The sequence below is a fragment of the Bacillus sp. ISL-18 genome, assembly GCF_018613415.1.
Lineage (GTDB): Bacteria > Bacillota > Bacilli > Bacillales > Cytobacillaceae > Neobacillus.
In genome coordinates this window covers 929,746-954,935 of record NZ_JAGGQG010000002.1, presented here as the reverse complement: position 1 = coordinate 954,935, position 25,190 = coordinate 929,746, and the positions used below count along the sequence as shown (strand labels likewise).

The following is a 25,190-nucleotide window of genomic DNA, read 5'->3' as shown; positions in this document are numbered from 1 at the left end:
GAATTGAATGATTAAAACTAAAAAATAAAATTATATTTTTTTAATCTTATTCTTATTCGAAGGAGAAAAAATGGAGATTAATGAAGTAGATCAATTTTTGAGAGATTATACGGAGGATGAGTTATTTTATCGAAATCATTTTATAGCATCACAAAATCCCGGTACTTATAAAATCTTTATGGAAAACATAAATCTTGACTTCATTGAAGAAAAGAAAATTATTATTCCTCATTTTTACCCTGACGTGGATGATCCCTACATGATGACAGAAAACTTGTTTTTTAATGGCAAGGAAAATTTTAATGTTTTGCCTATAAAACATAATAGGTATACACCTGAATTTGTTCATACTCATACTTTTTTTGAAATGAGTTACGTCTATTCAGGTAGTTTTACGCAAAAAATTGGCCATGATGAAATAGTTTTAAATGAAGGCGATATCTGCATCCTATCACCTGGGGTTGAACATTCTGTTGCCATTTATGACGACACCATTCTCATTAACTTTTTAATAAGGAAAAGTACGTTTAACAACACATTTTTGGCTGTTCTCAAAGAGGAAAATTTATTATCTTCATTCTTTAATAAAATCTTACATTCTAATACTTTTAATAGGTACATTCTATTTCGTACGAATAACAATTCTGAAATTAAAGATATTTTATGTAAAATTTTTCATGAAAGTTTAGAAAATAAAAAATACTGTCATATTGTTTTAGATAATCTTATAATGGTCTTTTTTGCTAATCTATTAAGAGATGAAAGGATAAAAATAGAATTACCTCAAGAATTGCATAAAAGTAACAAATATTTCACATCGATTATTACTTTTATCCAAAGAAACTATAAAACCGTAACCCTTCAAGATCTATCAAAAGAATTTCACTTCACCGTTCCTTATCTGAGTAAGCTTATAAAAATGAATACGGGGCAAACCTTTAAAGATATCATTCAAACCTTGAAGCTCAATAAAGCGATTGAACTTTTAACATCATCTGGTTTAAAGATTGAAGAGATAAGTCATTCGATAGGTTATGAAAATGTTTCTCAATTTATAAGAATTTTTAAAAGAGCTTATGGAGTTTCTCCTAATCAATATAGAAAACAAGTTACAAATTCAATAAATAGCTAATTCACTCAACTACTAATCGAAGATTCATTCATTAATGTCCAGATTCCGTAATTATTAATCACCTGATAGGACTTATTAATGAAGGGTATGCCTAACATACCCTTTTCTCGATTTAATAGTTTATTAAGTTTATGCCCTCATCGGCATTGGTGCTAAAACCATAGTCAAATGATTTCAATATCGAATTCCATATACTTATTTAAATTATGACTTAGTGGACCGTCTTCCGTAATTAAGTAATCAAGTTCTGAAACAGGACCTACCAAGTAATTTGAAATGGTATTAAGCTTACTTCTTGTTACCAAGGTTGCGATTTTATTTGAACTTTTAATCATCTGACGTTTAACATGAGACTCTTCTATATGAGGAATGCTGATACCAAAGTCAGGGTGCAAGGAATACACTCCTAAAAAACAGAGATCGACTCTAATGTTTTTAAGCACTTCAATGACATCTAATCCGACAGTGACAAAAGATTCCTTAAAAAAGGTTCCACCCAAAAGGATGATATCTGCATTGGGATGTTTTGATAATGCCAAACTAATAGAGGGACTATTCGTAATAATGGTCCCTTTAAACTCGATTGGAATTTCTTGAGCCAAAAAAAGATTGGTTGTGCTTCCATCTATTAAAAGAACTTGTCCATCTTTAATCATCTTCACCGCTTTTAAGGCTAACTCTTTTTTTGCATCTATATTTTCTTCCGTTCTTTCAGAATAGGTTAAAGCGCTTGCAGATACCGGAAATGCCCCGCCGTGTACTCTTTTAAGAAGACCTAATGAATCCATTTCTCTTAAATCTCGCCTAATGGTGTCCTCGGAAACATCCCATTTTATGCTTAATTCCTTCGCAACGACTTTCCCTTCTTTTTCAAGTATTTGTAAAATTTCACTTTGTCGTTCTTTTCTAAGCATACTAGTGACCAGCCTCCGTGTTTTTGCATGTTTTTTCTTACATTATATAGTTTTTTCTTGATTTCACCAATTTTTTTCAAAAAAACGGCAAGTTTTTTCTTGTTTTTTCTTGTTTATGAGGATAAAATATTCTCAAACACGAAAAAACTAGCATTAAAACGCAAAAACGAGAATTCCATTACCTAATAATCACACGAAATTAAAGGAGGAAAAAAGATGAATAATAGTATTGAAACACTAGCTGTAAATACGATCCGCACTTTATCAATTGACGCAATCAATAGTGCTAATTCCGGTCATCCAGGCCTGCCTATGGGGGCTGCTCCAATGGCCTATGCACTCTGGGCGAATCATCTAAATCATAATTCTACAAATGCAAAATGGTTTAACCGGGATCGATTTATTCTTTCTGCCGGACACGGATCTAGCTTATTATATAGTTTGCTTCATTTAGCTGGGTACAATTTATCTTTAGAAGATTTAAAAGGTTTTAGAAAGCTTAATAGTAAAACACCAGGACATCCCGAATTTGGTCACACAGATGGAGTTGAAGCGACCACTGGGCCTTTAGGGCAAGGGATTGCCAATGCAGTAGGAATGGCGATGGCTGAAGCGCATTTATCTGCAAAATTTAATCAAGATGGCTACCCTGTCATTGACCATTATACATATGCTTTAGTGGGCGATGGAGATTTAATGGAAGGCGTCTCTTATGAAGCCATGTCTATGGCCGGTCATATGAAACTAGGAAAATTAATTGCATTATATGATTCCAACGATATTTCTTTGGACGGTGAATTAAACCTTTCCTTTTCAGAAGATATTCAAAAAAGAACAGAATCTGCTCATTGGCAATACTTACGAGTAGAAGATGGCAATGATGTAGCTGAAATCTCAAAAGCTATTACCTTAGCAAAACAAAATATAGGACAACCAACCTTAATCGAAATTAGAACCACTATCGGTTATGGAAGTCCCAAAGTGGCAGGAACAAACAAGGCACATGGTAATCCACTTGGAGCAGAAGAAGCCCGTGCAACTAAACAGGTATATGGCTGGCACTATGAAGAGGATTTTTTTGTACCGGAAGAAGTTAAAGCCCATTTTGAAGAGCTAAAACAAAGAGGAATCGGTCAAGAACAACAATGGAATGCATTATTCCAGTCTTATCAAGAGACATATCCTGAATTAGCAAAAGAACTGCAACAAGCGATCACGGGAGAAGTTTTAATTAATGCGGAAGACATCCTGACATTTGAAACGGGTAAAACCATCTCAACTCGTGTAGCCAGCGGAGAAGCTATTAACCATTTTGTCAAATCAGTTCCTTCTATTTTTGGAGGAAGTGCGGACCTTTCCCACTCCACCATGACAGATATAAAGGAAAATGCAGCATTCGCGGTAGAATCATTTAGCGGACGGAATATCTATTTTGGTGTCCGGGAACACGCAATGGGAGCGGCTGGCAATGGTTTAGCTCTTCATGGCGGGGTAAAGCCATTTGTTAGCACATTCTTTGTTTTCAATGATTATCTCAGACCTTCCATTCGTCTGGCAGCCTTGCAAAAGCTTCCGGTCACCTATGTATTTACGCATGATTCGATTGCGGTTGGTGAGGATGGACCAACTCATGAGCCAGTTGAGCAGCTAGCTTCTCTTCGTGCCATCCCAGGGCTAACCGTCATTCGCCCATCAGATGCAAATGAAACAGCAAGCGCTTGGGCTTATGCATTAAAACAAACAGACGGTCCTGTTGCGATGGTGCTTAGCCGTCAAAACCTGCCTGTGTTCCAAGAAACACAAGCGGGTTTAGACAACCTTTCAAAGGGAGCTTACGTATTAACGCAAACAAATGACCAGCCAGAGGTTATCTTGGTCGCAACTGGTTCGGAAGTGTCATTAGCCATTAACGCGAAAGCTGAACTTGAAAAAGAAAATGTATCGGTTCGCGTCGTCGCTATGCCAAGCTGGGAACTATTCGATCGTCAACCGAAGGAGTATAAAGAACTTGTCCTCCCTGCTTCTATTAAAAAGCGTGTGGCACTCGAAATGGGTATCTCTCTTGGATGGGAACGCTACGTAGGATTAGAAGGGAAAGTATTATCGATTGAAACATTCGGTGCTTCAGGAACGGGCGCTGCCGTCATGGAGCTATTTGGATTTACGACGGAAAATGTGGTTCGTACGGCTAAAAGTCTACTATAATCTTAAAATGGAGGAAATAAACGATGAAATTATTTATTGATACTGCAAATCTAGTTGATATTAAAAAGGCCTATAAAATTGGTGTTTTATCAGGTGTTACAACTAATCCTTCCCTCGTTGCGAAGGAAGGCGTAAAATTTGAAGACCGTATTGAAGAAATCTGCCAAGAGGTTCCAGAAGTGGAGTCCGTTTCCGCTGAAGTAACTCCAGATGCCCTTACAGCTGATGAAATGATTGCCCAAGCTGAAGAGCTGATTAAAATTAACGGCGGAGATGAGAAAATTACCATCAAGCTTCCGATGACTTTAGCTGGCTTAGAGGCTTGCCGTTATCTTGCCGATAAAGGTGTGAAAACAAATGTCACCCTTATCTTCACAGTAAACCAAGCACTTTTAGCAGCTCGTGCCGGTGCCACGTATGTATCTCCATTCTTAGGCCGCTTAGATGATATTTCTGAAGACGGTGTTCAATTAGTATCAAAAATAGCTGAATTGTTCCGCATTCATCAATTCGACACACAAATTATTGCAGCATCTGTTCGTCATCCAGATCATGTAACTCGTGTAGCAATGGCAGGTGCACATATTGCAACAATTCCATTTTCAGTCATTGAGCAAATTTCTAAACATCCACTTACGGATCAAGGAATCGAAAAATTTGCTGCTGATTGGGAAAATACTCTTAAAAACTAAGTGGAACAAAAAAACGACTGCTTATCCTAAAGGGTTCACTTATATAGTTCACGGAGATAAATTAACACATGAAATGGCATGCAAATTGACGCATGCCATTTTTGTTATAGTTTAAATAAATAGAAAGATAGTAAAACTCAACCAATTCTTTCATTTTTTGTACAGTTATTACCAAATGGGAATAACACATATCTTGCCTCCAGGTTCGGTTGTATAATAGACTTTTATCCAATTTATATATACCCAAGTTAATTAAGAAGGGACAGATTTTAATTTGGCCCATAGATAGAATTACATTTTTCAAAAAAATAACTTCAAGATAGAAAAAACAGCCAAAATCTAGTAAGATATTCACATGTGACATTAGATAAGGGGTTAAAAAAATGAGCGTATTAAACGTACAAAATTTAAGCCACGGTTTTGGTGATCGTGCGATTTTTAATAATGTGTCGTTTCGACTTTTAAAAGGAGAACATGTTGGACTAGTCGGGGCAAATGGTGAGGGTAAGTCTACTTTCATGAATATTGTTACTGGGAAGTTGCAACCCGACGAGGGAAAAGTTGAATGGTCACGAAAAGTTCGTGTTGGTTATTTAGATCAGCATGCTGTACTTCAAAAAGGTACTACGATGCGTGAAGCTTTGAGTACTGCTTTTCAATATCTTTTTGATGCTGAATCAGAGATCAATGAACTTTATGCAAAAATGGGTGATGAAGGTGCTGATATCGATGCATTACTTGCAGAAGTTGGCGAGCTACAAGAAACTTTAGATAGTAATGATTTCTATCGAATTAATGCAAAAGTTGAGGAAGTTGCTCGTGGACTAGGATTAGACGATGTTGGACTTGATCGAGATGTCGATGATCTTAGCGGCGGACAGCGTACGAAAGTTTTGCTAGCTAAGCTGTTGCTAGAAAAGCCTGAAATCCTATTACTAGACGAGCCTACGAACTATTTGGATGAACAGCATATCGAATGGTTGAAGCGTTATTTACAGGAATATGAGAATGCATTTATCTTGATTTCACATGATATTCCATTCTTGAACAATGTTGTTAACTTAATCTATCACATGGAAAACCAAGAGTTGAATCGCTATGTTGGTGACTATGATAACTTCTTAAAAATTCATGAAATGAAGAAGCAGCAGCTAGAGTCTGCTTACAAGCGTCAACAACAAGAAATTGCTGATTTGAAAGATTTCGTGGCTCGGAACAAGGCAAGTGTTGCGACTCGTAATATGGCGATGTCTCGTCAGAAGAAGCTCGACAAAATGGAAGTAATTGAGTTAGGGAAAGAGAAGCCAAAACCAGAGTTTAACTTCAAAGAAGCTCGTGCCGCTAGTCGTTATATTTTCACGGCTGAAGATCTTGTTATTGGTTACAATGAACCACTTTCCCGCCCTCTGAATTTAAAAATGGAACGCGGGCAAAAAATTGCATTCGTAGGTGCAAACGGTATTGGTAAGTCAACACTTTTAAAAAGTATTCTTGGGTTGATTGATCCAATTTCCGGTAAAGTGGAACGTGGTGAGTATCAACACATCGGTTACTTCGAGCAGGAAGTGAAACAGGCCAACTACAACACTTGTATCGAAGAGATTTGGAGCGAGTTCCCTAGTATGAATCAGGCTGAAGTCCGTGCTGCTCTTGCAAAATGCGGATTAACGACGAAACATATAGAAAGTAAAGTCGAAGTCCTTTCTGGCGGCGAAAAAGCCAAAGTTCGCTTGTGTAAAATTATTAACACAGAAACGAATTTATTAATTCTAGACGAACCTACCAATCACTTGGATGTTGACGCAAAAGAAGAATTGAAGCGTGCTTTAAAGGCCTATCGCGGAAGTATCTTGATGGTCTCCCACGAACCTGATTTCTATCGTGAAATTGCGACCGATATTTGGAATTGTGAGGATTGGACTACGAAAGTGTTTTAAATAAAGATTAAGGGGTACCCAATGAATAAAATTTCATTGGGTACCCCCTTTTTATAAACTATCCAAAAATATACTTTAGATTTCTTAAAAAAGCTCATCTATATAATCTAAAGTTAGAATCTATTTCAATATTAATTTTGCAACAGCTTTCACATGTGTGGACTGAAATTGACATCACATGTGATGCTGGCTGGTTTATTCATTCTCCACTGGAATTTCAATATATGGATAAACTACACCTATATCCTTATTTGGACGGAATGAAAATAGCTTCCGGCCCATTTTTTTATTTCCTCTTCCATATTTTCCTGATAAGTAACAAGGAAACATGTAGCCGGGCCAGCGGATTTTACTAGATCAATGTCCGTGATGATTTGCTCCTTTAAAAATGTCTTGTTCTTAAACATTTGATTCAATTCAGATTGGATCCCTTTGGAACCGACCGGCCAAACCCCAATCCCTTCAGGTCTGCTAATCTTTTGAAAAATGGGTAATGGAACAATTAGATCTTCCTGTTCTATTACCTCATTGCCAACCAACGGGTTACCGATGATAGCGATTTTCGACTGTTCGTTAAAAACGATCTCATCCATTTTTCCAATCTGCTTTTTGCCAAGGACAATGATCCCAACGGCCGATTGTTGCATGGAGAAGTTGCTTTCCGTACTGCCTGTAATCGGAAGATTCTTTAATTGAAGCTCGCCTATTCCTCTTTGAATTCCACTTGTCAGTTCCTCCCAAGCTTCATTCCCGCAAAAATTGTGAAGGATAACGGAAATAGGTTCTCCTCCTGCTGCCATACATTCCATCACGGCAACTCGAAAAGAATAGTAGGCGACCGTTTCATATGATACAAAAACAAGATCATCCTTTTTCATACCAATCGCACCACTGTTATCGCTGGCAACAATGAGGTTGCCTGCCTCATCAAACGGAAGGGTTAAAACGTTTCTCATCAATGTGCATCTCTCTTTTTCAATACTTGCTGTGTCAACAATGAAAGTCTTGGAATTAAAATCACAGCAAGCACTGTATTTAGGAAAGAACCAATTAAAAGGGAAGGGACAATTGCAAAATAAAAGCCTTTATTCATAAGAAAAATAAACGGTACAGGAGCGATAAAGGCATTCCCCACGATAAAAACGAGACTAGCCAGGATTCTTTTGTTTTGTTTAAATAAAATCCCAAAGCTCCAAACAAGTATAGCCATTTCTACTGCAATTAACAGATGCATAGGGCCCAGTGGAAATCCTCCGATTAAGGCCGAGAATAAATGACCTAACGCTCCAGTAATCGCCCCGGCTCTGACACCCAATAATGCAGCAGCTAGAAGAGCCGGTAAGGCATCCAATGCCACACTATCAATCACGGCAGGAATTTTGATGCTTGCTCCAACTGCCGACAGTGCAATCATCAAGCCTAGCAAGCTAATCGTTTTTCCCTTCAATTTATTTTTCCTCCTTGCGATTTCCTGTACGAAAAACTTTTGCACTGCGTTCATATTCTACGTCTTGCACATGCAGGCGAAAGTTTATGACCCTTGCCAATGCAAAAAAATAGTCTGAAAGCCGATTTAAATATTTCTGTGCCGTTTCCGGTGGTTTTTGATCTGTCTTCGAAAGCCTGACGACTAATCTTTCTGCTCTTCTTGTTACCGTTCTAGCTATGTGAATCGATGCGGCGGGCTTTGTTCCTCCTGGGAGGATAAAACGTTCCAGCTCCGGTGCTTCAGCAATATATTCGTCAATTTTTGATTCCAAGTACTCAATCGACTCTTCTTGAAGTTTGATTTCACGTTTTTCGGTTATGTTTGCAAGGTCTCCTCCGCAATCAAATAATTCATGCTGAATTTTTTGAAGATCAGCAATGACATCCCCAAAAATTTCCTGGTCCAATTCAACCATTGCCTGCCCGACAAAACAATTAACTTCATCTACTGTTCCGTAAGCTTCTACACGGGTGTCGTCTTTATCCACCCTTCCACCGATGATGCTTGTTTTCCCTTTATCCCCTGTTCGTGTGTAAATTCTCATGTCACATTCTCCTTTTCTTTAATGGTTTTATTAATTCCGTACCAGATGACATCCACTATTTGTGCCTTGGCAGCTGTATCTTGATACGCCCAGCCTGTTAGATCCCGCCACAATCGATTTTCTTTTTCCACAGGTACAATCCCCTTAGTTATATCCGTTCCGATTATAATTAGATTTCGTCCGGCCTTTTCCTTCTCCCATTTCAGCCAGTCATTTAAGCAGCTATTCCAAATTTCTAGGGATTGCTTTACATCAACCTGCTCGGATAAAAGCTTTAACCAGATTTCGATACCTTCCAGGATGAGAAAATTTTGATGATGGTTTACATTCCGTGGAAGCGCATGGTTTTCATAGGCTGACAACCAGCTTACATCCTTTTCGACCTGGTATGTTTTTATCACCCATGCTCTTTTCCCGTTAAAGGCACCTCCTGTAATAAAATGCACCGTTCTCTCCTCCTTAGTGCTTCTCGTTCAAAAATAAGTTCAATCCCGTAACCATGTGGCACCCTCCAGCTCCAAAATTCCTTTCTCTCTGGGGCAAATTCTGCTAAAAGATGTTTGATCACTCCTCCATGAGTAATCACTGCACAGCGCTGAAAGTTTTTCGAAAGGATTTCTTGAATCACACTATTCCAGCCATTTTGAACTCTTTTGCTGAATTGCTGAAAAGATTCCCCATCCGGCGGCGCAATAGTAAACGGGTCATCAATCCATAGCCGGTAAAGCCTTTCTGTTTTCAATTCTTCAAACGTTTTTCCTTGCCATTTTCCAAAATCCAGTTCCCGCAAATCTTTCAAGAGGAAAAGCTCCTCGTTTGGAAACAATACATTTGCTGTTCTTATACACCGTTTCAGGTCACTGGAAAAATAACAATCGTAGGTACGGGTTGTTGCTAAATGATATGATTCTGGGCATAAGGGGGAATCATTCCAGCCTAAATACGCTTTTCGTTTATTTTCTTCTGTTAAGCCATGACGAAATAATGCAATAACCACATTGTCATCCATAAAATCAATTCAGTCCCTTCTACTGTCGCTCCTAAAACATCACCCGTAATACCTCCGAACCATTTGAGTGCATTCCTGCGAAAAATCAAATAGCAAAGGATAGAAGCTAAAAGCAACAGGCATATAGGGATGAAAAATACCTTTGATAAAAAGACTGCTATCAGAAAAACAAAGATATAGAAAGGATAAATCCAAAGTACTTTTACGGTTGCGGCCTGTTGAAACATATGGCCAAGACCTTCAGTTTTAGCCGATTGAACGGTTAGCAGCACCGCGCCCATTACACTTTTACTAAAAAAAGGCAAGGCAGCAATCAGGTAATAGATGACAGGCTCCATGTTCATGGTCAGTTCATAGATAAAGAAAAAACGGCAGCTCAGCAACACAATAACCGAGATGACTCCAAAGGCACCTGTTCGCGGGTCCTTCATAATCTCAAGTCTTTTTTCCTGATCCTGATACGAAAAATAAGCATCACTTGCATCCATCCAGCCATCCAAATGGATGCCTCCTGTAAGAAGAATGGTGGCTAGCCACAAAAGAAAGGCTGCAGCTACATGAGAAAAAGGGGTCCAGTTCATCACAGCATACAAAAGGATTGAATAAGAAACTCCTTGAATGAATCCTACTAACGGAAAAGCCTGAACCGCCCCGCGAAGATTCTGTTGATCCATAGGCAATTCCCGCTTAATTGGAATAGACGTGAAAAATTGCAGGTTAATCATCAACCCCATAAGTAATTTCATGCTCTTCTACCCCATTGGTTAATAATGTGATGAAGCAAATCCCAATTGATATGATCTTTCATTTGCCGGGCTAATTCATTAAATCTTTGATCTTTAAAATCTTTTATATGGACCACTTCTTTGTTTGGAAGTCCCTTCCACTCCCGAACCCTATTCAACCATTGATTTCTCCAACCATCATTATGAAAGAGATGATGGAGATACGTTCCTATTATTCTGCCGTTTTTGCCGTAGTAGCCATCTGCTATCCCATCAGTGGTTTGGAGAAAAGAACATCCTTCCTGAGATACGATTGTACTGCCTAAATGAATCTCGTACCCTTCTAACCTAAGACGATGGAGTAGGCCGGTGTCCTTGTGAAGTTGGGCTTGAGTCCTTGTGGTTTCTTTTTCACGTTTAAAAAATGTTTTCGCAGGTATTATCCCTAACCCCTCTACGCAGCAGTCGGTTTTCCCTGTATCTGAACCAGCTTCATCTACCAATTCATCCCCCAGCATTTGATAGCCGCCGCAAATTCCTACCAAAAAGCCGCCATCTTCCAAATGTCTTTGAATCAATTGATCCAGATTTTTTGCTCTAAGATCATTCAAATCGCTGATCGTGCTTTTTGTACCGGGGATAATCACCGCATCCGGCCTGCCGAATTCCGAAGGATCTTTCACCCAGCGCAGTGAAACATCTTCTTCATACAAAAACGGGTCCATATCACTATAATTTGAGATAAATGGAAGTTGAATCACGACAATATCAAGGTCAGCTTTTTTTCTGCCTCTAAATTGCTGATGAATCGACAATGAGTCTTCCCCATCGATCATATGGTTTTCCACATATGGCAACACTCCTAAAACAGGGATTCCTGTTTTCTCCTCCAACCAGCGAATGCCATCTTCAAATAAAGAGCGATCTCCCCGGAATTTATTAATCATCAGGCCGGCGACTCTTTCTCTCTCGATAGGTTCCAGTAATTCAAGCGTGCCAACAATACTTGCAAAAACGCCTCCCCGGTCGATATCGGCAACAAGGATGACCGGCACATCCGCCATTTCTGCCACTTTCATATTGACAATCTCTCGATCTTTTAAATTGATTTCAACAGGACTGCCGGCCCCTTCTATTACCAATAAATCGAATTCTTTTTCTATATGGGAGAGCGATTCCTTAATTACCTCAAGCCCTCTTTCATAAAAGCGGTCTCGATATTCCTGTCCTGACAAGGATTCAACAGCCTTTCCCAAATAAACCACTTCAGAATGCATATGTGATCGGGGTTTTAGTAAAATCGGATTCATCCAGACACTCGCTTCCGTCTTCGCTGCTTCTGCCTGCATTCCCTGAGCTCGCCCAATCTCTTTGCCATCAAGAGTGACGTAAGAATTATTGGACATGTTTTGTGATTTAAAAGGGGCAACTTTTATTCCTTCATTGGCAAACATTCTGCACAAAGCGTTCACAATTAAACTTTTTCCCACATCAGATGCCGTCCCTTGAATCATCACTCCCCTCATCACATCACCTCCTTCATGACAATCGGTATTCCACCTTCAATTAAATACGCCCGATCTGATTCCTCCACTAACCTTTGATGGATTTTACCAAGCAAACGTTTATAGGCTAAAACAAGTTCATTCTCCACGATCGGTTCGTGTAATACTTCATTACTGACCACAACCATAGCTCCAGCTTGCCTTTTTAACGCCAAAATTCCGGTTATAATCTTTTCATACACTGAATCCAAGATAGGTTGGTCCCATTTATGTACAGCCGAAAACAGTTCATTGTTTAATAAAGTTGTCACACAATCAAGCAACAAAAAATCATGTTCTTTATAATGGGCAGCTAATTCACCAATGTTTAAGGACTTCTCCACCGTATGCCAGTAAACCTTCGCATTTTCCCGGTCCTGCTGATGTTTTTTGATTCGTTCTTTCATTTCGGAATCAAACGGTACACCGGTTGCAATATAATGCAGTTTTCCGCCTTTTGCAGCCGCTCTTTCCACAGTAATCCGTTCTCCAAAGCTGCTCTTTCCGCTTCTGACACCACCTGTGATAAAGATCAACATTGGTGCTTTCTCCATTGGTTCAGCACCTCCATTAACTGCTCGTTTTCTTGACTGTTTTTAATGGCAAATCGCAGCCAATTCCCTTCTAAACCAGGAAAATTAAAGGTATGGCGTGGAATGATTCCTTTTTTTAACAGGAATTCAAATAACGCAAACTCGTCTTTTCGATAGGGGTCCTGCAATAAATAAAAATTCACTTTGGAAGCTGAAATCATAAATCCCTGTTTTTTGTAATAAGTGAAAAGCCTGTTTCGCTCATTTGCAATATATGTTTGGGTCCTTCTAATAAATGCTTCTTCCTCTATACATAATTCACCAGCTGCCAATGCAATCGCATTGGTACTCCAATGGGATTGCAAATTTTGAAGCTTCGCAATCGTGGCTGGATCTCCAACTGCATAGCCGAGCCGGATCCCCGGGATCGCAAACATTTTGGTCATCGAACGAATCACTATTAAATTGGGAAATCTCTTAATATATGGAAGAAGCGATTGATAATCCTCCAAAAAGTCGTAAAAGGCTTCATCTAATATAAACAAACAATCGTGTTTCTCACATTCTTCCATCAGCATGATCATGTCGGATTTCGTGTAGTGGATTCCAGTCGGATTGTTTGGATTACAGAAAAACAGCGCATCTGCATCCCTTAATTTCTGACGGATGCCATCAAGGTTGAGTTCAAAATCCGGCGCTTCCAATTGATGGATAATAATCTCGCAGCGATTGACCCTGCACGCATGTTCGTACTCCGAAAATGTAGGCTGAATCAATAAAACCTTTTTCCCCTCCAGCATTCTTGCGGCAAGGGTGATTAGCTCTGCTCCGCCGTTTCCTATCAGCAGAGAATCGGTCGGGACCTGTTCCTTTTTTGACAGTTGTTCCTTCAACGTTATGGAATAAGGGTCCGGGTACACCGTTACCTTGTTATAAAAGTCATTCCACTTCATTTTTAATGCATCCGGCGGTCCAAGCGGATTGATATTCGCGCTAAAATCTAGGTACTGATCTGGAAGTTCCATGCCCATTGCTTCATAAAGATATTGGGGATTCGAACCATGTGATGGCCATTTCAAGGCACATCCCTCCTGCCCATAAGAAAAGTATAAATAAAAAAACCGTTTTGCTTAAAATTGCATTTGCTGCTTTTATGTGTTCTGGCTGAATCGGCTCAATCGGATCACCCATTTTTGCCCGGTTTGATACGAGCCCTTTGTAATAATTAATCCCCCCAAGCTGAATTCCTAAAATAGAGGCAACTGCCGCTTCGCCCCATCCGCTGTTCGGGCTTGGATGTTTTTTGGCATCGCGGAACAAAATCGTCCATGCTTGTTGATAGCTTGTTTTTCTCGGCCTATTCCCAAGCATCATGATGATTCCCGTCAAGCGGCTCGGAATCCAGTTCATCACATCATCCCATTTCGCTGAAGCCCAGCCAAATTCCTTGTAGCGTTCATTCATATAACCAACCATTGAATCACACGTATTGGTTGCCCGATAAACCATCGCAAGCGGCGCCCCCCCCACTAATGCCCAAAACAAGGGCGCTGTGACCCCGTCACTAGTATTTTCCGCAACCGTTTCGATTGCACCGCGGGCTATTTCTCCTTCCTCCAGCCAATCCGTATCCCTGCCGACAATATAGGATAATTTTAATGTTGCTGTTATGAGATCTCCTTCTTTTAATGGCCCATACACCTTAAGAGAGGCTTGTTTTAGGCTTTTTTGCGCAATTGTGGTTGAAATAATGATGCTCTCCAGAATAATTCCAAGAGCGGGATGAAGCTTATAACCGATAAAAATAAGGAGAAGAACGAACGCAAAAACAGCCACTAAAACAATCAGAAGCATAAAAGCCCCCTTCATTCGTTTTCTATCTCCTATATTCCAACGCTTTTCAAAGAAAGCAATCATCCGGCCCATCCATTTGACTGGATGCGGCCAATGAGGCGGGTCTCCAACGACCATATCAATAAGGTATGCGATTGTGATTGAGATTAAATGATAAACGATCATGATCGAATCCTTTGTCGCGATTTTTGTAACGCTTTTGTTGTACACTGATACACAGCTTTACTGATGAGTTTTCCTAAAGGCGTAATCGTCCCTGCAAATTCCAAACATTTTCCTTGCTGTGTGGCGGCAATTAAAATGCTGTCGGTGGAAGTTCCAGTCGCAATTGTTCCTGTGACCTTGTCAATCACCTTTTGATCATTCATCACCTTACCTTTTGCTTCAGTTGCCGTCATAATGCTTTGAATAAATGCCTCCTCGGTCAGTTCACCATTCACGAAAATCCAAGTATTAATGGTTCCCGGAGAAAATTCATAGGAATGCATTTCACTCTTCGAAGCATCAATCGCATTGCTAACACCAGCTGTCACCACAACAAAAATCGAAAAATCATCCTGTTCATACAATTGATATGCCGCATCATCGAGGAACACTGCAGTCATCATCCCTACCGTTTCTGCCGGTTCGAACCCATTTGCGCTAAGAAAAGCCGACATTTCTTGGCGGTGATCACTACAGTTATAGTTTTTATCCACATGGCGATTCACGAACTTTTGATACCAGCCGGTCCCCGCCCCAACGACACCGGAAGACATCGTTCGGAGCGGTATGGGAGATTCTAATCGGATGTATTCTTTAAAAAAAGATAGACGGCTTTCATCAATACACTCGACATTTTCGGTTTGCTGGATATTTGGTAAGAGGGCCATTTGCGGAGCAGCCACTTTTGGGTGCGGATGCTTCTTGATGTCGGTATGAAATACATTTCGAATTCGCTCTTCTTTTAGTACTTCATTCGGAATATGTTGAATATTCACTGTCCCTTTTTCCAGCAGGAGAAGCCGATCACAATAAAGCCCGGCAAGATTTAAATCATGAAAAATCGAAACGACTGTTAAGCCTTTATCAATCGTCCATCGTTTGAGGAGATCTAATAATTCTTTTTGATAGGATAGGTCCAAATGGTTTGTCGGTTCATCCAAAAGGAGAATTTCAGGCTCCTGGGCCAGTGCCTGCGCCAAAAAAACACGCTGCTTCTCACCACCGGATAGTTCCTGAATCGTTTTATTTTGTAATGAAGCTACACCCGTCTGTGCCATGACTGTTTGGACAATCTCTTCATCTTCCTTGCTCCACGATTGGAACCAACCTCTTTGATGGGCATAGCGTCCGAGTGAAACGGTATCTTTTACTGTATAGGAGAAAGATTCAAAGGAATGCTGAGATAAAACAGCAACCATACGCGCCAACTGTTTAGTGGAGAAATCTTGAAGCCTTTTTCCCTTTAAGAAAATCTCACCACCACGAATGGGCAAGATTCCGCTAAGCAGTTTTAAAAGAGTCGTCTTTCCGCTGCCGTTTGGTCCCAAGACACCAAACAATTCCCCCGTTCCGACTTCAAAAGAAACGGTTTTTAGAACAGATTCACCTGTATATCCACCTGAAATATTTTCAACTCTAATCATTTTTTATCCACTCCTTTCCTTCCTCTTTCTTTGTAAAAGAATGATAGCAAAGACCGGTGCACCAATTAAAGCGGTGATCACTCCGATCGGTAATTCAGTCGGAGAAATGATCGTCCTTGAAATGAGATCCGCAATGATTAAAAACCCGCTTCCGGTTATAATCGATAATGGCAAAAGGTGCTTATGGTCCGGACCCCAACATATTCTCGCCAAATGTGGAATGACAAGCCCTACAAATCCGATGGTTCCGGAAACAGCTACAGACGCCCCCGTTAGGATGGAACCGGCGATTAAGATCATCAATTTCCTGCTTTGGACATTGACTCCTAAATGCTGTGCCTTCTCTTCACCGAACGACATTGCATTTAATTCTTTTGCATTCATCATTAAAATGACCGATCCAATGATAAGAAATGGCAGGATAATCTTGATGTACTCCCAGCCTCGCATCGAAACGCTGCCCAAAAGCCAGCTGATAATTTGCCTTAGTTCATCACCCGTTAAAGCAATCATTAAGGAAATTAGAGCCCCAAGAAAAGAGCTGAAAATAATTCCTGTTAAAATAATGGTTTCCACTCTCATGGAACGCTCCATCTTTCGCGCGAAGACCAGAACAAAAACGATGGTAACAAGTGAAAAAACGATACTTACGAATGGCAGGGTAAAGGAACCAATGAATGGTATCGAAAAATGAAAGAACAACGTGATGACCGCCCCGACCGATGCACCGGATGATACCCCCAGTGTATAAGGGTCGGCCAACGGGTTTCTTAATAAGCCTTGAAAGGCCGCTCCTGCAACAGCAAGAGCAGCCCCGACTAGACCGGATAAGATCACTCTGGGGAGACGAATATCCAAGACGATATTGATGAACATTGGATCAATTTGTTCCAGAGAAACAAATCCAAAAAGTTTCGCTTCGATTATTTTTATGATCGTTAGAATTGGCACATTTACCGTACCAATGGACGTACCCAAAAGAATGGACAGGAGCAGAAAGATTCCTGCAGTTAGATAGGCATAATATTTATTATTTAAATACATCCGGATAGATTGCCTTAGCAAGCTCCTCTACTCCTTCAATAACCCTTGGGCCTGGGCGGTCGACAAGGTCTGAATTAATATCCATTACTTGTTTATTTTTTACCGCGTCCACATTCTCCCAGCCTTTTCTTGTTAACACTTGTTGGACAGCATTCTTTACATAGTATCCATATGTAGTGATGATGACTTCAGGATTTTTTTGAATAATCGCTTCCTGATCAACCTTAATCCAGCCTTGTTGATCGTTTGCGACATTGTCAGCTTGAATGGTTGTTAGCATTTCGTCCATAAACGTATTTTTTCCTGTTGTATAAATATCGGGTGCAGGAGCTACTTCCATATACACTTTTTTCTTTTCCTTTATGGATGCTGCCTTTGCCTTAATAGCCGCCAATTGATCCTTCATGCCTTTTACAACTTCATCTGCTTTTTTTGATTCTCCGGTTGCTTTCCCGATCATCTCAATAGAGTTATAAACCTGTTCAAAGTTTTGTGCATTAGCAACAACCAGAACCGGAATTCCTGCATCGCGCAGTTGCTGAAGGGCATCCTTCGCGATCGAAGCAGATGAGGCATGCGCCAAAACTAGGTTTGGTTTTAATCCAATGATTTTCTCCGTATTAAATTGCTGCCCGCCAATTTTTTCTTTTTTTAGAGTATCTTTTGGATAATTATCATAATCCGAGACTCCCACCATTTCCTTACCTAAGCCTAATGCATAGGCAATTTCAGTATTGCTTGGCATTAGTGACACAATTTTCTCAGGCTTTTGCTTCATCACAACTTTGTTCCCTAAAGCATCTTTGATGGTTACCGGAAAAGCTGCTGTTGTATTTTCTGTTTTCGCCTGATTTCCTTCCTCGTTCGGTTTCGTTGTCCCAGCACAACCTGCAAGGACGCCTATTGTTAATAAAACAACCAACAATAGTGAATACCATTTCTTCATCTTTTTTCCCCCTGATTTTGATTTTGCAGCATAATGAAAATAAATCCTGCCAATAACACTTTCTAGCTGGAAAACAAAAAACATCTCCATGAAGACATGGAGATGTTGGTATGAGTAGATTCTAATACGAAACGTAAAGAGTCCAGCATGCCACACTTTCCTATCCTCGTAGGTTTTGGCTTGAATAAACAGGTAGGTCTCCTGGCTTATGATCATCGCTTCCTATACCTTCCCATCTTACGACAGTGGCTATTATAGGATGCTCCCATTTACAGTGGCGGGACCGCGTTGGCTTTCAACCAACTTCCCTATTAAGCTAATAATCTTTAATGATTTTAGCACCTGTTTATGAAATCTATTTATTTATGCTAAAGCTATTATATATAGTAGTGAATCATTTGTACATGTTTTTCAGAATACTATTACGATTTCATGTATAGTTGGTGGCAGTATCACTTGGGTACTCCTTTTTATAAACCATCCCAAAGAACAAATATCCCTCAGTTAAATAAGATTAGAAGGCTCAATCAAAAGAAATCCTACAAGGGAAACGTCTTCAATGAATTAATGTTCTTATATAAGACAAAGCCTAAAATAATTTCAAATATGCCAACTATAAGATAGACTGGTTGCAACCAACTTATCCAGTTGATCCAATATACTTGGGCTGAAATCCAGATGACCATTGCAGTACCGAGTATCATCGTTATCTGTCCCGCAAAAAGACGACGTTTAAAAGAAAAGAAGCTTCCCAAAATGCTGCCAATTCCGTTAATGATTAATAAAGTGATTCCAGGTATTAAAAAGTCTTCAAATGGTGAATCCTTCAAGATTGCTACTGACAAACTTAAATTACTACCATCGGGATCTAATATTAAAATTATTCCTGAAACTACGGCCCCTATACCTACTAATAGCTGTAATGTACCGGCCCAGTAAAAAAGCTGTTTTTTATTCATATTCCACCTCTTCTTTCAATTAATGTTGATATCAAAACAAACGAAGCATTTAACTTCACACCTTTTTTAAAACTTCAAGGGCACTCCTTTCCCGGGTTAACAAATGATTGTTCCATAACCCTGGTTTATCAACAGTAAAGTACTGATCAGCTCGTGAAGGCATCCAAGGTCCATCTATTTTTATACGCATCCGTCCTTCTTGTTTTAAGCGAACAGTTTTTATTTGCTGTTTTCCTATTACATTGGAGTTCCTTAACCAATTTTGCACTGCTAATGGTAAACCTTTGATGTCTTCTTTCTGAATTATTTTTATGTCCTTAACTTCAGCACCTTTAAGTAACAATGCTGCAGTCTCTTGTGCTTTTTTTCAAACATATCCCTGCCGATTCTTAAGATGGCGAAAAATAAGAACAAGATTAATAAAATAACAATAAATGTAACCAACATCCATTTTGGCATTAATATTCCTTCTTTCATTATTTTGACTTTATGATATCAAATTTCAAAATTTTCCAAAGCGATAAAAATCATAAGATTTAAAAATACTAAAAAGCCCTAACCATGTAAGGAAGGGCTAAATTATTTGCAACTAATCAGAGTAAGAGACTACAAATTTCTTTCATTTAATTGACTCTCCTTGCTCCATTTAAAATAATACCACGATACTTATATTACCTTATTTTAACACCTCAGTTTTAATTAAACACTTAATTAAATATGTAGCCATAAAAAAGAGAACTAGGTTAAATTCTCCCTAGCTCTCTTCTCACTTTATTTAATTATTCTTTTTCCACTCATCAAATTGCTTTTGCTTTTCAGCAATGATTTTATCAATGCCTGCTGTTTTTAGTTTTTAATTAAATTCTGGTAAAGCCTTATTAGGATCCAAGGTGCCCGCTGAGTGGAGCTTTGTACTGATTGATAACGTTAGTACTTGCTTCAATTTCTGTTTTCACCGGCCGGGTCAGGATTAAACTGGAAACCAAATACAGGAGAAATGACCGCCGAATCATTAAATTTGCTCAATTCATCCCAATAGTTTACCAGATTGCCTTGCCAAACATGTGTCAAACCATTGTTTCCTAGTTCCCATTGATTAAATACATATTTTGATTCTTTTACTCCATCTGGTAATTTAATCGTTCCCTAGCAAGTAAGCTGGTAGTGCTTACCCTCAATACTACTCGTTAACAGGTTCATAATATCTTTGTTAGTATAAAGCAGGTTCAAGAATTGCATCGTTTTTTCCGGATTTTGACTATTTCTTGTAATCGACAAGTTAAGTCCGATTGCAGCATCCGTGTAAGACTATGGTTTTGTGAAGGTGATGCCCCGTAATTACGGATTCTTGTAGAACATAGCTTGGCTTCATATGCGAGAAGTAACCAAAGCCTTTACCTGATTTAACCATAGATACGGTGGTATCAGTAATGTTTGCAATTTGGGTTGATTTTATAGCTTTTTTTATTTGAGATGTTAGTCTGCCTTTCCCTTCAATCTATTCAACCAATTCCACTCTTATATTTCGTAAATAGTTACTAAAAACACTTTGACTTTCTAAATAAAATGATATAAATTATAAATAAACGAACGTTTTTTACAAAAAATAATTTAATATTCGTCTTTTATAATTCTTCGTATAAATTTGGAAATACGGTCCAAAAGTCTCTACCAAACTACCGTAAATGGTTTGACTATGGGGAATGACAGGAAACGATAAGTTTTAGCAGTGAACGAATCACTTGCTTTATTCAGACTATTCCTCGTTTTTTGTTTTTTCCGTATGTCAAACTCTAGTTAAAATAACTAGAGTTCTTCTTATTTATACGAAAAAATTTAAAAGAAAAATTGACAGGGAGAGGAAAAAGAGAATGAATAACAACACAGATCAACGTCAGTCGATAGTGGGAAAAATAAAAGAGAATTATCGCTTATATTTGGCTGCTTTCGTCATCGTCCTCATTGCTGAACTGATAGGAATGAAAAAGCTTCAAGTAGGTTCTGCTTTAATTATTGTCTATCCAATGCTCTTTGCGATTGTCATAAGTGTCTTACTGGGACCTGATCTTTTCAAATTTTTCAAAGAAAAGGAAACGAAAAAAGCCTCATCGCTTGTTCTCGTTGCCATTACCCCTTTCATGGCAAAAGTTGGCGTGCTGGCTGGTTCGAACCTTCCAAAGCTAGTCGATGTTGGCCCAGCCTTAGCCTTTCAAGAACTTGGCCATGTCGGAACAATTTTGCTTGCCTTACCAGTTGCCTTACTGCTTGGGATTAAAAAAGAAGCGATTGGTGCAACAAGTTCCACGTGCCGAGATAAGGATTACGGATTGATTTGTCATCTATACGGGGCCAATTCACCAGAAGCAAGAGGAGCCCTATCCATTTACATCATCGGATTTATTATCGGTACCATTTATATCGGATTTTTGGCAAGTATCGTTGCCGCTACGAATATTTTTCATCCATTAGCACTCGCAATGGCCAGCGGCGTCGGCAGTGGTGTCATGATGGCAGCAGCTTCTAGCACACTCGCAGCCATCTATCCTCATTACGCTGACCAGATTGTCATGCTAGCAGGTGCAAGTGATATGTTGTCCGCTATTATTGGAATTTACTTTACTTTATTTATTTCACTACCTATAACAAAGAAACTTTATCACTGGTTAGAACCTAGAATCAGCCCAAAACAAACACGAGCAATTAAACAAACAACAACAATGAAGGTGGGCAATTAATATGACAATGAATATGCGTGATTGGACCGTTTCCCTTTTACTAACGTCCGTTGTGACAACCCTTTTGGCAAACCTGGTTGGAAATCATATGTCCATTGCAGAATCCATTCCTGGAGTATTGATTTTATCCGCAATCGCTTTTGTCGGTATCTTTTTAGGAAAAATCATTCCCTTAAAAATCCCTGCCATTGTTTATGTGGTTCTGACAGGAGTACTGGTGGCAAGTCCGATTTCACCCGTATCCCAGCCGATCATTGATTACACAGCGAAAATCTCCTTTATGGCTCCCATCACCATCGTAGGGACCCTTGCTGGAATTGGCCTTAATTTTAAAACCTTTATCAGCCAAAGCTGGAAAATGGTCATCGTCGCACTGTTGGTTTTTACAGGTACATTTCTTGTGCAAGCCATTTTTGCAGAGATATTTCTGAACTTAACCAATGCGGCAGATTCGTTCTAAAATCTACAGGATAAAGGGAGGCGGCTGCCCCCCTGTTTCTATGTTAGTCATCTAAGGAGGAACACCATGGAAAATCGAAAGTGTCACGCAGATTTAATGATTAAAAACTGTTCGATCTTAACCTCTGATTTCAGTGTAATCGATGAGCAATCGATTGTGATAAAGAACCAAAATATCATCGATATAGGCAATGCTGCCTTCCTTTCTACTATTTATACAACACAAGAAACATTAGATGGGAAGGGCAAGCTAGTAATGCCTGGCTTGATTGATGCACATACCCATACTTGCCAACAGCTGCTTCGCGGAAGAATCGCGGATGAATACCCGATGATCTGGACACGGATCATGGTACCATTTGAAAGCAACCTCCAGGAAAAAGATGTCTATATAAGCTCACAGTTAAGCTGTCTGGAGATGATTAAATCTGGAACAACGGCCTTCATTGATGCAGGTGGAAGACACATGCATCGGGTTGCAAAGTCCGTTTTGGAATCCGGTTTACGCGGGGTGATTACTTGTTCCACAATGGATAGCGGTAAGGATATACCTGATACGATGAAATCAAGTACAGAGGAAAATATTAAGCAAAATCTCCAATTGTATAATGATTTTCATCGCGCGGGGAATGGAAGAATAGATGTTTGGTTTTCCCTCAGATCGATTATTACGTGTACCCCTGATTTAATTCAGAAAGTTTTTGAAACGGCAAAAGAATGTTCCACAGGTGTACAAACTCATATGAACGAATATCCAAATGAAATTAGTTATTGCTTGGAGAACTTCCAAATGCGCCCCTATGAATATCTTGAATCCATCGGTGTCTTGGATCAAAATTTCTTGGGAGCCCATAGTATTCTGCTTTCTGAAAATGAAATGGATATCATTAAGGAATATAATAGTAAAGTAGTTCACTGTCCGATTAGTAATTCAGGGAAAGGCATTCCGAAAACACCTAGCTTGCTGCAAAAAGGGATCAGTGTTGGTCTAGGGACGGATGGGGCCGGACACTCAGGATTAAGTTTATTTGATCAGATGAAAGTGTTTAAATCTTTAATGAGAGCCTTTTTGGGAGTGCCTATTTTTGACCCTGTTGTCATGCCTTCTAAGAGCATCTTAGAGATGGCCACAATGGGCGGAGCCAAAGCAATGCTCCGAGAGGATCAATTAGGGACACTGGAGATTGGGAAAAAAGCCGATATGATTTTGGTTAACATCGATCAGCCTCATATTCAGCCGACACATAACTTCATCAACACGCTGATTGAATCGGTCAACAGTAATGACATAACCGATAGTATTGTCGATGGAAAAATCGTAATGAAAAACAGAGAAGTACTTACACTGGATGAAGAAAAGATCATCTATGAAAGTAAGCTTGCCATGAAGGAGCTTTCTATTCGAGCAAATATATAACCCTGCTTCAGCTTATGGGTTAGGAATAATTGAGGTCTATACATGTACACATTTAGTATTGTCTTGTGTTCCAATTTGATTATTGGTGTTTTATTAGGTATGTCCGGAATTTCCGGGTTTCTTTTACCGTTAATATACGTAGGTTTTTTAGCAATGCCCGTGCATGATTCCCTTGCACTGAGTTTCTTATCCTTTGCAGTCTCAGGTCTGATTGGAGCCTATTCCTATTGGAAATCAAAAAACATGGATTTGAAACTTGCCATCTTTTTGAGTATCGGCAGCCTTCCAGGTGCGTTTTTAGGCGTTCAAATCAATGTGTTAATTTCTGATTTTCTAGCAAGGCTTCTTCTCTATATCTTTGTTCTGCTGGCTGGATTATCAATTCTACTTAAGAAAAACAATGAAAATACGAAAATAAATCGATCACCTCTATTGAATCATTCTGTTATAGTTATGCTACTTGGGTTTATAACAGCAGTCATTTGCGCATTAACTGGAGCCGGCGGTCCGATTTTATTAGTCCCATTACTGGCTAGTCTTGGAATCAATATTCGGATAGCGGTGGGGGTCAGTCTTTTAAATTCAGTCGTCATTGCCATCCCATCGATTTTCGGATATTTCGCCCATGCCGATATGAGTACCACCTCCATGTTAATTACTGCTAGTTTACTAGGTACGATTATAGGAATTATAACGGGTGCTCGCCTTGCCACAAGGGTTCCTATTCATCGGTTAAAATTAATGATTGCCATAATAACAATTCTATCTTCAGTTTATATGCTGGTTATGCTAAAAGTGGGGGCCTGACCCCCACTCTTTTTTTGTGAAAAGTTTTCGAGTTCCGATTGCGTTTCATTTTTTTGTTTTTCGACCTTTGAGAAAAATATGTAGCCGAAAATATGAGAACTAGATTATCACTAGCTCTCTTCTCACTTTTAGTTAATTATTCTTTTTCCACTCATCAAATTTCTTTTGCTTCTCAGCGATTATTTTATCAATGCCTGCTGCTTTTAGTTTTTTATTAAACTCTGGTAAAGCCTTATTAGGATCTAAGGTGCCAGATTCAAGTGGAACTTTGTACTGATTGATAACGTTTGTACTTGCTGCAATTTCTGTTTTCACCGGATCAGGATTAAACCGGAAACCAAATGCCGGAGAAATGACTGCTGAATCATTAAACTTAACCAATTCATCCCAATAATTTACCAGATTTCCTTGCCAAACTTGTGACAAAGTATTGTTTCCAAGTTCCCACTGATTGAATATATATTTTGATTCTTTTGTTTTAATTTTTACGACTTTTTCCGGTCAATACCCAATATCATATACAATTTGATCTATTCTACTTATTATTTCAGGTATTCTTTGCGTCGGATTCAACTCTAATATTGTTACTGACGCTATATAATGGCAAGAAATTGTCG

At 39.2% G+C, this 25,190-nt stretch carries 27 protein-coding genes, 1 pseudogene and 2 riboswitches; of the genes and pseudogenes, 8 read left to right on the top strand and 20 right to left on the bottom strand.

Translation table 11 applies throughout. The features are described from left to right. Positions 1 to 70 precede the first annotated feature (70 nt). Positions 71 to 1,132 (top strand): AraC family transcriptional regulator, encoded by a 1,062-nt coding sequence (locus tag J7E81_RS04700; RefSeq protein WP_215040950.1) that lies wholly within the window; start codon positions 71 to 73, stop codon positions 1,130 to 1,132. A gap of 164 nt (positions 1,133 to 1,296) precedes the next feature. Here J7E81_RS04700 and J7E81_RS04695 read toward each other — a convergent pair whose 3' ends face one another. Further along, on the bottom strand, positions 1,297 to 2,046 hold the full coding sequence (locus J7E81_RS04695; protein ID WP_215040949.1) for a DeoR/GlpR family DNA-binding transcription regulator: 750 nt from the start codon (positions 2,044 to 2,046) through the stop codon (positions 1,297 to 1,299). Positions 2,047 to 2,262: 216 nt separating this feature from the next. Between J7E81_RS04695 and tkt the strand changes: the two genes are divergently transcribed. From tkt to J7E81_RS04680, 3 genes are all read left to right on the top strand, one after another. Beyond that, positions 2,263 to 4,251 carry a transketolase gene (gene tkt, locus J7E81_RS04690; RefSeq protein ID WP_215040948.1) on the top strand — a complete coding sequence of 663 codons (1,989 nt, stop codon included), beginning with the start codon at positions 2,263 to 2,265 and terminating at the stop codon, positions 4,249 to 4,251. 23 nt (positions 4,252 to 4,274) lie between these two features. Then, a complete protein-coding gene (fsa, locus tag J7E81_RS04685; RefSeq protein ID WP_215040947.1) occupies positions 4,275 to 4,943 on the top strand; it encodes a fructose-6-phosphate aldolase in 669 nt (222 codons plus the stop codon). Between the two features lie 383 nt (positions 4,944 to 5,326). After that, entirely contained in the window at positions 5,327 to 6,880 is a 1,554-nt protein-coding gene (locus J7E81_RS04680) for an ABC-F family ATP-binding cassette domain-containing protein (protein WP_215040946.1), read from the top strand. Between the two features lie 239 nt (positions 6,881 to 7,119). Here the strand turns inward: J7E81_RS04680 and J7E81_RS04675 are convergent, their stop codons facing one another. The 18 genes and pseudogenes from J7E81_RS04675 to J7E81_RS30830 form a co-directional block, all read right to left on the bottom strand. Beyond that, positions 7,120 to 7,836: an ATP-binding protein gene (locus tag J7E81_RS04675; RefSeq protein ID WP_215040945.1), complete on the bottom strand. Its 717-nt coding sequence runs from the start codon at positions 7,834 to 7,836 to the stop codon at positions 7,120 to 7,122. Next, positions 7,836 to 8,327 (bottom strand): ECF transporter S component, encoded by a 492-nt coding sequence (locus tag J7E81_RS04670; protein WP_215040944.1) that lies wholly within the window; start codon positions 8,325 to 8,327, stop codon positions 7,836 to 7,838. The genes J7E81_RS04675 and J7E81_RS04670 overlap by 1 nt, the downstream gene beginning before the upstream one ends. A gap of 1 nt (position 8,328) precedes the next feature. After that, positions 8,329 to 8,913 (bottom strand): cob(I)yrinic acid a,c-diamide adenosyltransferase, encoded by a 585-nt coding sequence (locus J7E81_RS04665; protein WP_215040943.1) that lies wholly within the window; start codon positions 8,911 to 8,913, stop codon positions 8,329 to 8,331. Further along, complete coding sequence (locus J7E81_RS04660; RefSeq protein ID WP_215040942.1) at positions 8,910 to 9,359, bottom strand: bifunctional adenosylcobinamide kinase/adenosylcobinamide-phosphate guanylyltransferase; 450 nt, start codon at positions 9,357 to 9,359, stop codon at positions 8,910 to 8,912. Before J7E81_RS04660 ends, J7E81_RS04665 begins: the two co-directional genes overlap by 4 nt. Next, a complete protein-coding gene (locus J7E81_RS04655) occupies positions 9,311 to 9,910 on the bottom strand; it encodes a histidine phosphatase family protein (protein WP_308162135.1) in 600 nt (199 codons plus the stop codon). The genes J7E81_RS04660 and J7E81_RS04655 overlap by 49 nt, the downstream gene beginning before the upstream one ends. Further along, positions 9,880 to 10,668, bottom strand: coding sequence for an adenosylcobinamide-GDP ribazoletransferase (cobS, locus tag J7E81_RS04650; protein WP_215040940.1), 789 nt, complete (start codon positions 10,666 to 10,668; stop codon positions 9,880 to 9,882). The genes J7E81_RS04655 and cobS overlap by 31 nt, the downstream gene beginning before the upstream one ends. Beyond that, entirely contained in the window at positions 10,665 to 12,173 is a 1,509-nt protein-coding gene (locus tag J7E81_RS04645) for a cobyric acid synthase (protein WP_215040939.1), read from the bottom strand. The genes cobS and J7E81_RS04645 overlap by 4 nt, the downstream gene beginning before the upstream one ends. Beyond that, on the bottom strand, positions 12,173 to 12,745 hold the full coding sequence (locus J7E81_RS04640) for a bifunctional adenosylcobinamide kinase/adenosylcobinamide-phosphate guanylyltransferase (RefSeq protein ID WP_215040938.1): 573 nt from the start codon (positions 12,743 to 12,745) through the stop codon (positions 12,173 to 12,175). Before J7E81_RS04640 ends, J7E81_RS04645 begins: the two co-directional genes overlap by 1 nt. Next, on the bottom strand, positions 12,724 to 13,803 hold the full coding sequence (gene cobD, locus J7E81_RS04635) for a threonine-phosphate decarboxylase CobD (RefSeq protein WP_215040937.1): 1,080 nt from the start codon (positions 13,801 to 13,803) through the stop codon (positions 12,724 to 12,726). Before cobD ends, J7E81_RS04640 begins: the two co-directional genes overlap by 22 nt. Next, complete coding sequence (gene cbiB, locus J7E81_RS04630) at positions 13,760 to 14,743, bottom strand: adenosylcobinamide-phosphate synthase CbiB (protein ID WP_215040936.1); 984 nt, start codon at positions 14,741 to 14,743, stop codon at positions 13,760 to 13,762. Before cbiB ends, cobD begins: the two co-directional genes overlap by 44 nt. Further along, on the bottom strand, positions 14,740 to 16,206 hold the full coding sequence (locus J7E81_RS04625; RefSeq protein WP_215040935.1) for an adenosylcobinamide amidohydrolase: 1,467 nt from the start codon (positions 16,204 to 16,206) through the stop codon (positions 14,740 to 14,742). The genes cbiB and J7E81_RS04625 overlap by 4 nt, the downstream gene beginning before the upstream one ends. 3 nt (positions 16,207 to 16,209) lie before the next feature. Then, positions 16,210 to 17,250 (bottom strand): FecCD family ABC transporter permease, encoded by a 1,041-nt coding sequence (locus J7E81_RS04620; protein ID WP_215041212.1) that lies wholly within the window; start codon positions 17,248 to 17,250, stop codon positions 16,210 to 16,212. Beyond that, a complete protein-coding gene (locus J7E81_RS04615; protein WP_215040934.1) occupies positions 17,237 to 18,196 on the bottom strand; it encodes an ABC transporter substrate-binding protein in 960 nt (319 codons plus the stop codon). Before J7E81_RS04615 ends, J7E81_RS04620 begins: the two co-directional genes overlap by 14 nt. A gap of 174 nt (positions 18,197 to 18,370) precedes the next feature. Then, positions 18,371 to 18,557, bottom strand: a riboswitch (cobalamin riboswitch). A gap of 178 nt (positions 18,558 to 18,735) precedes the next feature. Continuing rightward, positions 18,736 to 19,155: a hypothetical protein gene (locus J7E81_RS04610; RefSeq protein ID WP_215040933.1), complete on the bottom strand. Its 420-nt coding sequence runs from the start codon at positions 19,153 to 19,155 to the stop codon at positions 18,736 to 18,738. Positions 19,156 to 19,210: 55 nt separating this feature from the next. Next, positions 19,211 to 19,498 carry a DUF6544 family protein gene (locus tag J7E81_RS04605; protein WP_215040932.1) on the bottom strand — a complete coding sequence of 96 codons (288 nt, stop codon included), beginning with the start codon at positions 19,496 to 19,498 and terminating at the stop codon, positions 19,211 to 19,213. Further along, complete coding sequence (locus tag J7E81_RS04600) at positions 19,465 to 19,614, bottom strand: hypothetical protein (protein WP_215040931.1); 150 nt, start codon at positions 19,612 to 19,614, stop codon at positions 19,465 to 19,467. The genes J7E81_RS04605 and J7E81_RS04600 overlap by 34 nt, the downstream gene beginning before the upstream one ends. A gap of 316 nt (positions 19,615 to 19,930) precedes the next feature. Next, positions 19,931 to 20,002: pseudogene (locus tag J7E81_RS31265) on the bottom strand (DUF3502 domain-containing protein); the annotation flags it as partial. 92 nt (positions 20,003 to 20,094) lie between these two features. Then, a complete protein-coding gene (locus tag J7E81_RS30830; protein ID WP_285291982.1) occupies positions 20,095 to 20,226 on the bottom strand; it encodes a hypothetical protein in 132 nt (43 codons plus the stop codon). A 544-nt stretch (positions 20,227 to 20,770) separates the two neighbouring features. Next, positions 20,771 to 20,872, top strand: a riboswitch (purine riboswitch). A 154-nt stretch (positions 20,873 to 21,026) separates the two neighbouring features. Here J7E81_RS30830 and J7E81_RS04595 point away from each other — a divergent pair. From J7E81_RS04595 to J7E81_RS04580, 4 genes are all read left to right on the top strand, one after another. Further along, on the top strand, positions 21,027 to 21,890 hold the full coding sequence (locus J7E81_RS04595; protein ID WP_215040930.1) for a DUF3100 domain-containing protein: 864 nt from the start codon (positions 21,027 to 21,029) through the stop codon (positions 21,888 to 21,890). Between the two features lies 1 nt (position 21,891). Further along, positions 21,892 to 22,350: a hypothetical protein gene (locus J7E81_RS04590; RefSeq protein WP_160725002.1), complete on the top strand. Its 459-nt coding sequence runs from the start codon at positions 21,892 to 21,894 to the stop codon at positions 22,348 to 22,350. Positions 22,351 to 22,416: 66 nt separating this feature from the next. Continuing rightward, positions 22,417 to 23,766 (top strand): amidohydrolase, encoded by a 1,350-nt coding sequence (locus J7E81_RS04585; RefSeq protein WP_215040929.1) that lies wholly within the window; start codon positions 22,417 to 22,419, stop codon positions 23,764 to 23,766. Between the two features lie 42 nt (positions 23,767 to 23,808). Continuing rightward, positions 23,809 to 24,573 carry a sulfite exporter TauE/SafE family protein gene (locus J7E81_RS04580; protein ID WP_215040928.1) on the top strand — a complete coding sequence of 255 codons (765 nt, stop codon included), beginning with the start codon at positions 23,809 to 23,811 and terminating at the stop codon, positions 24,571 to 24,573. A gap of 132 nt (positions 24,574 to 24,705) precedes the next feature. On the opposite strand, the gene J7E81_RS04575 is transcribed toward J7E81_RS04580, so the two are convergent. Beyond that, entirely contained in the window at positions 24,706 to 24,999 is a 294-nt protein-coding gene (locus J7E81_RS04575; protein WP_251028420.1) for a DUF3502 domain-containing protein, read from the bottom strand. Between the last annotated feature and the right edge of the window lie 191 nt (positions 25,000 to 25,190).

Coding starts and splice junctions, on each gene's coding strand:
- J7E81_RS04700 (WP_215040950.1), top strand. CDS start 71: ATGGAGATTAATGAAGTAGATCAATTTTTGAGAGATTATACGGAGGAT.
- J7E81_RS04695 (WP_215040949.1), bottom strand. CDS start 2,046: ATGCTTAGAAAAGAACGACAAAGTGAAATTTTACAAATACTTGAAAAA.
- tkt (WP_215040948.1), top strand. CDS start 2,263: ATGAATAATAGTATTGAAACACTAGCTGTAAATACGATCCGCACTTTA.
- fsa (WP_215040947.1), top strand. CDS start 4,275: ATGAAATTATTTATTGATACTGCAAATCTAGTTGATATTAAAAAGGCC.
- J7E81_RS04680 (WP_215040946.1), top strand. CDS start 5,327: ATGAGCGTATTAAACGTACAAAATTTAAGCCACGGTTTTGGTGATCGT.
- J7E81_RS04675 (WP_215040945.1), bottom strand. CDS start 7,836: ATGAGAAACGTTTTAACCCTTCCGTTTGATGAGGCAGGCAACCTCATT.
- J7E81_RS04665 (WP_215040943.1), bottom strand. CDS start 8,913: ATGAGAATTTACACACGAACAGGGGATAAAGGGAAAACAAGCATCATC.
- cobS (WP_215040940.1), bottom strand. CDS start 10,668: ATGAAATTACTTATGGGGTTGATGATTAACCTGCAATTTTTCACGTCT.
- J7E81_RS04645 (WP_215040939.1), bottom strand. CDS start 12,173: ATGAGGGGAGTGATGATTCAAGGGACGGCATCTGATGTGGGAAAAAGT.
- J7E81_RS04640 (WP_215040938.1), bottom strand. CDS start 12,745: ATGGAGAAAGCACCAATGTTGATCTTTATCACAGGTGGTGTCAGAAGC.
- cbiB (WP_215040936.1), bottom strand. CDS start 14,743: ATGATCGTTTATCATTTAATCTCAATCACAATCGCATACCTTATTGAT.
- J7E81_RS04625 (WP_215040935.1), bottom strand. CDS start 16,206: ATGATTAGAGTTGAAAATATTTCAGGTGGATATACAGGTGAATCTGTT.
- J7E81_RS04620 (WP_215041212.1), bottom strand. CDS start 17,250: ATGTATTTAAATAATAAATATTATGCCTATCTAACTGCAGGAATCTTT.
- J7E81_RS04615 (WP_215040934.1), bottom strand. CDS start 18,196: ATGAAGAAATGGTATTCACTATTGTTGGTTGTTTTATTAACAATAGGC.
- J7E81_RS04610 (WP_215040933.1), bottom strand. CDS start 19,155: ATGAATAAAAAACAGCTTTTTTACTGGGCCGGTACATTACAGCTATTA.
- J7E81_RS04600 (WP_215040931.1), bottom strand. CDS start 19,614: ATGCCAAAATGGATGTTGGTTACATTTATTGTTATTTTATTAATCTTG.
- J7E81_RS04595 (WP_215040930.1), top strand. CDS start 21,027: ATGAATAACAACACAGATCAACGTCAGTCGATAGTGGGAAAAATAAAA.
- J7E81_RS04590 (WP_160725002.1), top strand. CDS start 21,892: ATGACAATGAATATGCGTGATTGGACCGTTTCCCTTTTACTAACGTCC.
- J7E81_RS04585 (WP_215040929.1), top strand. CDS start 22,417: ATGGAAAATCGAAAGTGTCACGCAGATTTAATGATTAAAAACTGTTCG.
- J7E81_RS04580 (WP_215040928.1), top strand. CDS start 23,809: ATGTACACATTTAGTATTGTCTTGTGTTCCAATTTGATTATTGGTGTT.